The organism is Azospirillum sp. BE72 (genome assembly GCF_031455875.1).
Classification (GTDB): domain Bacteria; phylum Pseudomonadota; class Alphaproteobacteria; order Azospirillales; family Azospirillaceae; genus Azospirillum.
Genome location: NZ_JAVDTO010000002.1, coordinates 1,148,811 through 1,158,876, shown reverse-complemented (window position 1 = coordinate 1,158,876; position 10,066 = coordinate 1,148,811). Strand labels below are relative to the sequence as shown.

Sequence of the window (10,066 nt, the reverse complement as noted above, 5' to 3'; positions counted from 1 at the left end):
CCGCTGAAAGCATCTAAGCGGGAAACCCACCTCTAAACCAGAGCTCCCTTGAGAGCCGTGACAGACCATCACGTCGATAGGAGGCATGTGGACGGGCAGCAATGCTTGAAGCTAAGCCTTACTAATCGCTCGATCGGCTTGATCTCGACACCACTAACCGCGCCATGCGCAGCAGCAAGCCTGCTCAAAAACAGCAGCCTTGACCAGCGCACAGCCGTTCGATACATCCTCACCCTCACTTGCACTGAACAGCGAATGCGCTTCGGAAGCGTCGGTCTTGAGCCTTGGTGACCTGGTGGTCATGGCGAGGTGTCAAACACCCGATCCCATCCCGAACTCGGCCGTGAAAAGCCTCCGCGCCAATGGTACTGCGTCTTAAGACGTGGGAGAGTAGGTCGCCGCCAGGTCACTCAGGCTCAAGAGACGCACAATCCAAAGCACAAACGCTGGCATCGTCACGACATCCATCACCCCATATGACGGACATCCGCGGGGTGGAGCAGCCCGGTAGCTCGTCAGGCTCATAACCTGAAGGCCGCAGGTTCAAATCCTGCCCCCGCAACCAAATCATGAAAGCCCGCTGAGCTCGCGCTCGGCGGGCTTTTCGCTGTTTCCAACCCGAATTCCTCTCAGTTCATTGCCCTTAACGCGTTGCGTAGTTTCAAGTGAAACGATATGGTTGGGTCAACCGATCAATGGCGGCCGTATCCATCGTCGCTTGATACAGGCCGCGCCTGGGGAGAAACGGGATGTCCAAGAACTTTGCCTCGCATGCCGACCTGGAGGAAAAGGCGGTCAGCTTCGACCGGCTGTCCGACAACGCCTATGCCTATACGGCGGAAGGCGATCCCAACACCGGCATCGTCATCGGCGATGACGCGGTGATGGTGATCGACACCCAGGCGACGCCGGTGATGGCGCAGGACGTCATCCGCCGCATCCGCGAGGTCACCGACAAGCCGATCCGCCATGTCGTGCTGTCGCATTACCATGCGGTGCGCGTGCTCGGCGCGTCCGGCTATGCGCCGGAGCAGATCATCGCCAGCGAGGACACCCGCGACCTGATCGTCGAGCGCGGCGAAGCCGACATGGCGAGCGAGATCGGCCGCTTCCCCCGCCTGTTCCGCGCCGTCGAATCGGTCCCCGGCCTCACTTGGCCGACCATCACCTTCCGCGGCAAGATGACGATGTGGCTGGGCTCGCTGGAGGTGCAGTTGCTGCAACTCGGCCGTGGCCACAGCAAGGGCGATACGGTGGTGTGGCTGCCGCAGCAGAAGATCCTGTTCTCCGGCGACCTCGTCGAATACGGCGCCACCCCCTATTGCGGCGATGCCTATTTCACCCACTGGCCGGCGACGCTCGACGCCATCGCCGCGCTGAAGCCGGAGAAGCTGGTGCCCGGCCGCGGTGCCGCCCTGACCACGCCGGAACAGGTGGAGGAGGGGCTGCGTGGCACCCGCGCCTTCACCAGCGAACTCATCGAGCTGGTGAAGCAGGGGGTTGCCGCCGGCAAGGATCTGCGGACGATCTACAAGGACACCTATGCCGCGCTGAAGCCGAAGTTCGGCCACTGGGTGATCTTCGACCACTGCATGCCCTTCAATGTCACCCGCGCCTATGACGAGGCGACGCAGTATCCCGACCCCCGCATCTGGACCGCCGAGCGAGACCTGGAGATGTGGCGCCAGCTGGAGGGCTGACGCCACCGGCTCCATCAGGGGGTCAGGATCAGGCGGACATGGCGCTTGCGACCGGCCGACAGGACGGCGGTGGCCGTGAGCGCCGCCGCCTCGTCGGTCACCGGTTCGCCGTCCAGCCGGGCGCCGCCTTCGCGGATCAGGCGGCGCGCCGCGCCTTTCGAGGCGCACAGGCCGGCCGCCACCAGCGCATCGACCAGCGGCACGCCGTCGGCTCTCTCCCGCTGCAGGGTGATCTCCGGCAGGCCGTCGCCGCCCGGTGCGAAGGGGGAGCCGGCTGCCGCAGCCGCTTTTTCGGCCTCCGACGCCCCGTGGCACAGGCGGGTGGCCTCGGTCGCCAGGACGATCTTCGCCTCGTTGATCTCGGCCCCCTGCAGCTGTTCCAGCCGGGCGATCTCGTCCAGCGGCAGTTCGGTGAACAGGCGCAGGAAGCGGCCGACGTCGGCATCCTCCGTGTTGCGCCAGAACTGCCAGAAGTCGAAGGGGCTGCGCGCATCGGCGTTCAGCCACACCGCGCCGCCGGCGGTCTTGCCCATCTTGGTGCCCGACGCGGTGGTCAGCAGCGGCGTGGTCAGGCCGAACAGCTCGCGCCGTTCCACCCGGCGGGCCAGCTCGATGCCGTTGACGATGTTGCCCCACTGGTCCGATCCGCCCATCTGCAGCAGGCAGGCGTGGCGCCGCGACAGCTCCAGAAAATCATAGGCCTGGAGGATCATGTAGTTGAACTCCAGGAAGGTCAGCGGCTGCTCGCGCTCCATCCGCTGGCGCACCGACTCGAAGCTCAGCATGCGGTTGATGGTGAAATGGCGGCCGACGTCGCGCAGGAAAGGCACGTAATCCAGCCCGTCCAGCCAGTCGGCATTGTCCACCATCACGGCGTCGGTCGACCCATCCCCGAAGGTCATGTACTGGCCGAAGACACGGCGCAGCCCGGCGGCATTGGCGGCGATCTGCGCGTCGTCCAGCATCGGCCGGGTGGTGTCGCGGAAGCTGGGGTCGCCGATCTTGGTGGTGCCGCCGCCGATCAGCACGATGGGACGGTTGCCGGTGCGCTGCAGCCAGCGCAGCGCCATGATCGACAGCAGATGCCCGACATGCAGGCTGGCCGCCGTGGCGTCGAAGCCGACATAGGCGGTCAGCACGCCGCCCGGCGCGGCGGCCGCAAGGCCCGACAGGTCGTCGGCCGGGTCGCTGCATTGATGGAGGAAACCGCGCTCGCGCAGGATGCGGAGAAAATCGGCGGCACTGGAATTGGAAGACATGGGACGCGTCTCTTGCGGATGGACCGTTGCCGTCCGGAGACTGTCTCTGTCGGAGAGAGAACCATGGCCGCCGGACTTGCGACGGCATGGTTTCGGGGATGACCGATCGACGCCGCGCTATGAGAGCGGCGGATAATACATCGGGGCGGTGAGGGCGATGCGGTCGGTCATGGAGTCTTCCCTACACCGGTATGCCGGAAAGGTCCACCCCCGACAGGTCAATGCTGCCAACCGCTCAGCGCCTGCCGAGCAGCTGGCGGCGGGCGAGCGCGCGGTGAAGCTGCATGCGCTGGGACACGGTGCGGGGGCGGGCGCCGCGGATTCCGGGGGCGAACAGCCCGTCCAGATTCTGCCCGAACATCTCCCAGCTGCGCAGCGGCCCGGTGTCGATGTGCAGGAAATGCGAGCGCGGATACCAGCCGACACCGCCGCGCTTGAGCTCCAGTGCGCTGCGATGCGCATCGGGCAGGCGGGAGGGGAGGGTGATGTCCAGGGCGCGGCCCAGCAGATGCTGGCTGTGCTCGGCCACGCCCAGGCTGCGCGCGGCCAGCATCGCGTTGGTCTCCGGCGTGCGGAAGGCCGACAGGATGGTGGCCTTGCTCTGCCCGACCGCCTCCATGATGTCGGCGAGGAAATCGAGCGTGCCGACGTCGATCGGCCCCTCCTTGTTGGCGCGGTGGTCGCGCAGAAGCTTGGAGAGGTCGGCCATCGCGTCGGGCAGCGGACCGGAGGCGTCGCGGTAGGGCCCCTCGAACGTCTCGCCGGTGTGCTGGTTCCTGAGGCTGAGGCGACGGGGTGCCGCGGGCGAGGCCAGCGCGCGGTCCGACATCAGGACAAGCGCTCCGCAGCCGATCAGCAGGCTTCGGCGCTTCAGGGAGAGGGGCGAGGAGGACATGAAGGGGGCAGGTCTTTCAGCAGGGCACCGTCACGTCAACAAAATGGAGAGCGATTCGCAAATGCAAAGTGGCGGAGCATGGCCCGGCTGCGCGGAAAGCAGAGGGGCCTTTGCCGCTCACAGCAGGCGCTGGGCCTTGAAGCTGGTGTGGCGCCCGCCCTTGCCGATCACCAGATGGTCGTGGACGATCAGCCCGATCGCGTTGGCGGCGCGCACGATCTCCTTGGTCATCTCGATGTCGGCCCGGCTGGGGGTGGGATCGCCGGAGGGGTGGTTGTGGACCAGGATCACCGCACTGGCCGACAGCTCCAGCGCCCGCTTCACCACCTCGCGCGGGTAGACGGGGGTGTGGTCGACGGTGCCGCGCTGCTGCACCTCGTCGGCGATCAGGGTGTTCTTGCGGTCGAGGAACAGCAGGCGGAACTGCTCCGTCGGCTCATGCGCCATGGCGGCGGAGCAATAGTCGATCAGCGCCTGCCAGGAGGCCAGCACCGGCCGGTCGATCACCCGCTGCTGCAGGGCGCGCAGGGCGGCGGCCCCGACGATGCGGACGGCGGCGACGGCGTTGTCGGTGCCGAGCGACACGCCCTCCGCCTTCAGTCCGCGCAGCCGCTCCGGCGGCGCGTTGACCACGCCCCACAGGTCGCCGAAGGTCCGGATCAGCAGCTTGGCCAGCGGCTTCACGTCGCGCCGCGGACTGACGGCGAACAGCACCATCTCCAGCAGCTCGTAATCCTCCAGCGCGTCCGATCCGCGGTCGAGGAAGCGGCGGCGCAGGCGGTTGCGGTGGTCCAGGTAATGGGGATCGCCGTCGGCGGATTCATCGGCCTGCCCATCGTCGGGAGCCGGCATCGACGCCGCCCCCACCGGTGCGGCATCGGTGTTCGAGGCCATGATCTCCGGAAAGGGCAGGAGGCCGGCGGTCAGGCCGGCATCGTCCATTTCCGCTCCGCCTCCCGCGCTTCCGGCTTTCCTGCCGCGTCCCGTCGTCTTGCGTCCTGCCATCGATCATCGCCATGCCTATGTATGGCGCCGACTATAGCGTCTGAATGCGCGAGCGCACAGGGGGAGTGCTCGCGCAACCGGAGAGGGGCGCCCGGTCCGGCAATGGCCCTCAGATGATCGCGGTGTCCGGGATGGTGCCGGTCAGCACGGCGCGGACGTTGTCGGCGATCATGTGGCCGGTGCGGACGCGCGCCTCGTCGGTGGTGGCGCCGATGTGCGGCGTCAGGATCAGGTTCGGCACGCCCTGGAACGGGTTGTCGGCCGGCAGCGGTTCCGTCGCGAAGACGTCCAGCAGGGCGCCGCCGAGATGGCCGCTCTTCAGCGCCGCGGCCAGCGCCGCCTCGTCGACGATGCCGCCGCGGGCGACGTTGACCAGGATGGTGCCGGGCTTCAGCCGGGCGATCACCTCGGCGCCGACCAGATTGTGGGTCTCCGGCATGTAGGGCAGGTGGAGCGACAGCGCGTCGGCGGTGTCCCAGATGCGGTCGAACGACACCTTCTCGACGCCCATGCTGGCCCAGACCGGATCGTCGGCCGGCACATGCGGGTCGGCGGCGATCACCGTCATGTCCAGCCCCTGGGCGCGGCGGGCGACATGGCGGCCGATGCGGCCGAAGCCGACGATGCCCAGCGTCTTGCCCGACACCTCGCGCCCGATCAGCCGGCCGCGCGGCCATTTGCCGGCGACCACGTCGGGCGTGGCGAAATAGGTGGTGCCGCGCACCAGCATCATCAGGCCGGCGATGGCCAGCTCCGCCACCGACACCTCGTTGGCGCCGGTGGCGGGCAGGACGGCGATGCCGCGTTCCCGGCAGGCCGGCACGTCGATGTTGTCCAGCCCGACACCCAGCCGGCCGACCGCCTTCAGGTTGGGGAAGGCGTCGAAGAAGGCGCCGCGGATCTCCGTCTCGTTGCGGATGCAGATGGCGCGGGCGTCACGGCCCATCGCATACAGCTCGTCCAGGCGCTTGTAGAGCGTCTCGTCGTAATGGACGTCGAAGTCGCGGCGCAGATCGTCGACGGCGCTCGGCTGCATGAATTCGGAAATGATGATGTCGGGCATGGCGGAAGGCTCGATCAAGAGGGAGGGTCAGAGCGTGATGCCGGCGGCGTCCAGGTAAGGCTTCAGGTTCAGAAGCTCGATCGTCGTTTCACCGGCTTCCAGCTTGTAGCGGTAGGCCTCTTCCGCGGCCTCGCGGGCGGCGGCCTTCTCCAGCGTGTCGGCGGCCAGATCGCGGGGCACCACCACCACGCCATCGTCGTCGGCGACCACGATGTCGCCGGCCGACACCATCACGCCGCCGCAGACGATCGTCGTGTTGATGTCGCCCTTGGCGTCGGTCTTGTTGGTGCCCTTCATGTTGGTGCCGCGGCAGAAGACGGGGAAGCCCATGTCGCGGATGGCGACCGCGTCGCGCACGCAGCCGTCGATGACCAGCCCGCCCAGGCCGCGGGCGATGGCGGACGCGGTCAGCACGTCGCCCCAGGGGCCGGCGTCGGTCATGCCCTTGAAGTCGACGACCAGGATGTCCCCCGGCTTCGCCAGCGCCACCGCGATGTGGATCATCAGGTTGTCGGTCGGCCCGCAGGACACGGTCAGCGCCGGCCCGCACAGCCGCATTCCGGGAAACAGCGGCTTGATCGGGTGGCCCATGGCGCCCTTCTTGCCCATCGCCTCGTGCAGGGTGGCGGGGGATTGGGCGCGCAGAGCCTCCACCGTCGCGGCGTCGGGGCGGACGAAATCCTTGTGAACGGTCATGCCGGGAACAGCCTTTCGGGAATAAGCGGCGAACGGACGGATTCGTTCCGGATGCGCCGTGCAGCGGGTGAAGCGTGATAGATAAACAAGTAATAGAATATTTAGAGGTAGCTGAAAATATCGAAACGGTGATTGATCGGCGGAAAATCGCCTATACGATGGGCGTGCCGCAAGAAGGCGCCGGCTTGGCGTCTGACGATCGATAAAAAGCAATTGAAAGATGCCGCATCCGCCTGGTCGGCGATCCCGGGTTGGTCCCGGCTGTTCAGCGGATGCGAACCGAAGGAGTCGATGTATGGATACGAACGCGCGTCCCGCCGTGCGGGGTGGATCGACGGGAACGGCCGCCGATCCGGTCGGAACCGGGCGGTTCGGTGCCCTTTCGCGCGGACTGCGGCGGCGTGCCGCCCGGCTGGCCGGTGCGGCCGGGATTGCCGCCTCCGCGCTGGCTGCGGCCTTCGGGTTGGCGGGGCCGGGTGCGGCCTGGGCGGCCTATCCGGAGAAGCCGATCACCCTGATCGTCGGCTATGCGGCCGGCGGCGGATCCGACTTCATCGTCCGGTCGCTCGCCCCCTTCATCGAGAAGGAATTGGGCGGCAGCACCCGCGTCATCGTGATGAACCGTCCCGGTGCGGGTGGCGAGATCGGCTTCGCCGCCATCGCCGACGCCGCTCCCGACGGCTACACCATCGGACTGATCAACTCGCCCAACGTCGTGACGATCCCGATCGAACGCCAGGCCCGCTTTTCGCTGGACCGGCTCGACCCGCTCTACAATCTGGTCGACGACCCCGGCTCCTTCGTCGTCCACAAGGACAGCCCCTACCAGACGCTGGCCGACGTCGCCGCCTTCGCCAAGGCCAACCCCAACAGCGTGACGGTCGGCACCACCGGCATCGGATCGGACGACCATCTGGCCATGCTGATGTTCCAGCGACTGACCCAGAGCCGGCTGACCCATGTGCCATTCCCGGGCAGTGCCGACGCCCACCGCGCGCTTCTGGGCCGGCACATCCAGGTGACCTCGATGAACATCGGCGAATCGGCGCGGGCGCGCGAAGGCGACCCGATCCGCATCCTGGGCGTGATGACCGAAGAGCGGTCGGCCCAGGCCACCGACGTGCCGTCCTTCAAGGAACTGGGGTTCGACGTGAAGATGGCGTCGCTGCGCGGTCTTGCCGCACCGGTCGGGCTGCCGCCGGACATCCGCGCCAAGCTGGTGGATGCCATCGGCAAGGCCGTCCTGCATCCGGAATTCCAGGAGATCGCCCGCAAGGCCTATCAACCGCTGCGCCTGCTGCCCCCCGACCAGTATGCGGCGGAACTGAAGACCCAGGAGGCGACCTTCCGCACCATGTGGAAGGAAACGCCCTGGCTGAAGTGACGATTGCCGCACGGATAGGCGAGAAGACCATGCGGGCATGGAAAAGGGCGCCGGCAGATCGCCGGCGCCCTTTCTTTTCGATCAACCCTGCGCGGGTCTTACTTCAGCCAGGGGTTCGTGGCCCACAGCTCGCGCAGTTCCTTGGTCGACTCGGCCAGTTCGGCGGCATACTTCTCCGGCGGCAGCAGGCGGACCGGCTGGTACAACTCCTTCGCCTTGGCCTGGAAGCCCGGATCGTTGGCGGCCTTGTCCAGCGCGTCGACCAGCTTGGTGCGGACATCCGGCGGCAGCCCCTTGGGGGCGGCGATGCCGCGCAGCGACGACATCAGCGCGTTGAAGCCCTGGTCCTTGAAGGTGGCGATGTCGGGAGCCTGCTCCACCTTCTTCTCGGCCATCACGCCCAGGACGGCGATCGGGTCCTTCTGCTTGTACTGCATCGCCTCGCCGATGTTCACGGCGCTCAGCATGATCTTCTTGTTGGCCAGCGCCGCTTCGTTGGCGGCGGAGCCCTGGAAGGGCACATGGGTGAAGGTCACGCCGGCCTGGCGCTGGAACACCAGCATCGCCAGATGGTCGTCGGAGCCGATGCCGGTGGTGCCGACGGTGACGCCGTTCGGGTTGGCCTTGGCGAAGGTCACCACGTCGGTCAGCGTCTTGAACTGACCTTCGTTGTGGACCGCGAAGGAGCTGGGGTCGTCGACCAGATTGTAGAGCGGGTCGAGCCGGTCCAGCGAATAGCGGGCCTGGCGTTCGATCGGGATGGCGTTGACGTTGGGCGAGTTGATGGCGCCGATGGTATAGCCGTCGGGGGCCGAATCGGCGATGGCGGCGAAGCCGATCTCGCCACCGGCGCCGGGCTTGTTCACCACCTCGACCCGGGCGCCGTCGCTCAGCTGCTTCTCAAGGAAGGGCGCCAGGGCGCGAATCAGCAGATCGGTGCCGCCGCCGGCGCCGAAGGCCACGATCATCGTGATCGGCTTCTCCGGATAGGCCGCCTTGGCGTTCGTGGCCGACATGAACATCGCACCGGCCGCAGCCGCCAGAGTCAGAGACTTCCAGAACTTCATGATCCCCCCTTCGATGATGCACTGCGCGGGGCGGGCCGGAGTCGGCAAGCCCTGCGCGGAACGGGGCGGAGTCCGGTCCGGTCCGGCACGAATCGGCGCCGCCCCGGTGGGATCGGCTGTAATCGTGCGCGGCGGCGGGCCAGATGCCGCTGAATATCTGAGGATGTTCCTACATCAGCAAGAACAGGCCTTCAACTCCGCAGCATACGATTTCGCGTCGTCGCGTCAATACACCGCAGAATATTGCGAAGGATTGGTGAATGTGATGTGGAGCGGCAAATAAATACTGTGTATTGGCTCAAGTGGCGGGAAATTTTTGTTGGGATCGGCTTGCGCAAGACAAGTCGAGAATCCCTGATAGACAGTCGTCTTCCGCTCACCACCCATCAGCGGCGTCTAACGCACAGTTGTATATCTTCCATACCATTTACCGGATCGTCCGCGTGGTTTCTCTTTATTGGAGAACATAACGGGGTATCGTGTCTCGGAGATACGCGTCGCGTTTTCCGCCTCCCGCACCTGTCGTTCCGCTCATGCGGACGCGGCGCAAAAGGCGGTCGGCGGCGGCCATCGTTTCGGAGCATTCCCGGGCGTTGACAGTCGGTGGGCACCGCACTATGGTGCGCGCCTTCAATCGAGCCGCCGAGCGTTCAGGAACAGCATCATGAAAATCGTCAACTCCCTGAAGTCGATGAAGACGCGCCATAAGGCCTGCCGCGTGATCCGCCGCAAGGGCCGCGTCTACGTCATCAACAAGCAGAACCCCCGTTTCAAGGCCCGCCAGGGCTGATCGATCCGCAAGGATCGATCGACTGCGAGGCCGGGCATCGCGCCCAGCCTCTCCGTCATCGGGTGTTTACGCAAGAGCCGCGCCTTCGGGTGCGGCTCTTGCGTTTTGAGGTCCCGGCTTCCGATTGCCGCATCGTCTTGTATTAGGATCCCGGCGGATGGTACGTGTGGCGGACGAGTTCGCCGCAACGGGATAAGGACCGCCCGC

General features: G+C 66.5%; 10 protein-coding genes, 1 tRNA gene and 2 rRNA genes. 7 read left to right on the top strand and 6 right to left on the bottom strand.

The window, feature by feature from the left end; all coding sequences use genetic code 11:
- The 4 genes from J2Y49_RS11560 to J2Y49_RS11545 form a co-directional block, all read left to right on the top strand.
- Positions 1-146: ribosomal RNA gene (locus J2Y49_RS11560) — 23S ribosomal RNA — on the top strand; the annotation flags it as partial.
- Positions 147-291: 145 nt separating this feature from the next.
- A 5S ribosomal RNA gene (rrf, locus tag J2Y49_RS11555) occupies positions 292-407 on the top strand.
- 81 nt (positions 408-488) lie between these two features.
- Positions 489-565 (top strand) — tRNA-Met (locus J2Y49_RS11550).
- Between the two features lie 184 nt (positions 566-749).
- Positions 750-1,700, top strand: a complete 951-nt coding sequence (locus tag J2Y49_RS11545) for an MBL fold metallo-hydrolase (protein WP_310114968.1) — start codon at positions 750-752, stop codon at positions 1,698-1,700.
- A 14-nt stretch (positions 1,701-1,714) separates the two neighbouring features.
- Here J2Y49_RS11545 and tyrS read toward each other — a convergent pair whose 3' ends face one another.
- The 5 genes from tyrS to J2Y49_RS11520 form a co-directional block, all read right to left on the bottom strand.
- A complete protein-coding gene (gene tyrS / locus J2Y49_RS11540) occupies positions 1,715-2,959 on the bottom strand; it encodes a tyrosine--tRNA ligase (protein WP_310114967.1) in 1,245 nt (414 codons plus the stop codon).
- 235 nt (positions 2,960-3,194) lie between these two features.
- Positions 3,195-3,854: a DUF882 domain-containing protein gene (locus tag J2Y49_RS11535; RefSeq protein WP_310114966.1), complete on the bottom strand. Its 660-nt coding sequence runs from the start codon at positions 3,852-3,854 to the stop codon at positions 3,195-3,197.
- 117 nt (positions 3,855-3,971) lie between these two features.
- Complete coding sequence (gene radC / locus J2Y49_RS11530; RefSeq protein WP_409017825.1) at positions 3,972-4,796, bottom strand: RadC family protein; 825 nt, start codon at positions 4,794-4,796, stop codon at positions 3,972-3,974.
- A 172-nt stretch (positions 4,797-4,968) separates the two neighbouring features.
- Positions 4,969-5,922, bottom strand: a complete 954-nt coding sequence (locus tag J2Y49_RS11525) for a hydroxyacid dehydrogenase (RefSeq protein ID WP_310114965.1) — start codon at positions 5,920-5,922, stop codon at positions 4,969-4,971.
- Positions 5,923-5,949: 27 nt separating this feature from the next.
- Positions 5,950-6,618 carry a 4-carboxy-4-hydroxy-2-oxoadipate aldolase/oxaloacetate decarboxylase gene (locus J2Y49_RS11520; RefSeq protein WP_310114964.1) on the bottom strand — a complete coding sequence of 223 codons (669 nt, stop codon included), beginning with the start codon at positions 6,616-6,618 and terminating at the stop codon, positions 5,950-5,952.
- 295 nt (positions 6,619-6,913) lie between these two features.
- Here J2Y49_RS11520 and J2Y49_RS11515 point away from each other — a divergent pair, with 295 nt between their 5' ends.
- Positions 6,914-8,002, top strand: a complete 1,089-nt coding sequence (locus J2Y49_RS11515; protein ID WP_310114963.1) for a tripartite tricarboxylate transporter substrate binding protein — start codon at positions 6,914-6,916, stop codon at positions 8,000-8,002.
- Positions 8,003-8,100: 98 nt separating this feature from the next.
- On the opposite strand, the gene J2Y49_RS11510 is transcribed toward J2Y49_RS11515, so the two are convergent.
- Complete coding sequence (locus J2Y49_RS11510; protein ID WP_310114962.1) at positions 8,101-9,018, bottom strand: tripartite tricarboxylate transporter substrate binding protein; 918 nt, start codon at positions 9,016-9,018, stop codon at positions 8,101-8,103.
- Between J2Y49_RS11510 and J2Y49_RS11505 the strand changes: the two genes are divergently transcribed.
- A complete protein-coding gene (locus J2Y49_RS11505; RefSeq protein WP_310114961.1) occupies positions 8,999-9,352 on the top strand; it encodes a hypothetical protein in 354 nt (117 codons plus the stop codon). The genes J2Y49_RS11510 and J2Y49_RS11505 overlap by 20 nt on opposite strands.
- A 381-nt stretch (positions 9,353-9,733) precedes the next feature.
- Complete coding sequence (gene ykgO, locus J2Y49_RS11500) at positions 9,734-9,859, top strand: type B 50S ribosomal protein L36 (RefSeq protein WP_012973122.1); 126 nt, start codon at positions 9,734-9,736, stop codon at positions 9,857-9,859.
- The last annotated feature ends 207 nt before the right edge of the window (positions 9,860-10,066 follow it).

Excerpts from the sequence above, each read along its gene's own strand:
- J2Y49_RS11520 (WP_310114964.1), bottom strand. The coding sequence starts at position 6,618 with ATGACCGTTCACAAGGATTTCGTCCGCCCCGACGCCGCGACGGTGGAG.
- J2Y49_RS11510 (WP_310114962.1), bottom strand. The coding sequence starts at position 9,018 with ATGTCGGCCACGAACGCCAAGGCGGCCTATCCGGAGAAGCCGATCACG.
- J2Y49_RS11515 (WP_310114963.1), top strand. The coding sequence starts at position 6,914 with ATGGATACGAACGCGCGTCCCGCCGTGCGGGGTGGATCGACGGGAACG.
- ykgO (WP_012973122.1), top strand. The coding sequence starts at position 9,734 with ATGAAAATCGTCAACTCCCTGAAGTCGATGAAGACGCGCCATAAGGCC.
- radC (WP_409017825.1), bottom strand. The coding sequence starts at position 4,796 with ATGGACGATGCCGGCCTGACCGCCGGCCTCCTGCCCTTTCCGGAGATC.
- tyrS (WP_310114967.1), bottom strand. The coding sequence starts at position 2,959 with ATGTCTTCCAATTCCAGTGCCGCCGATTTTCTCCGCATCCTGCGCGAG.
- J2Y49_RS11535 (WP_310114966.1), bottom strand. The coding sequence starts at position 3,854 with ATGTCCTCCTCGCCCCTCTCCCTGAAGCGCCGAAGCCTGCTGATCGGC.
- J2Y49_RS11545 (WP_310114968.1), top strand. The coding sequence starts at position 750 with ATGTCCAAGAACTTTGCCTCGCATGCCGACCTGGAGGAAAAGGCGGTC.
- J2Y49_RS11525 (WP_310114965.1), bottom strand. The coding sequence starts at position 5,922 with ATGCCCGACATCATCATTTCCGAATTCATGCAGCCGAGCGCCGTCGAC.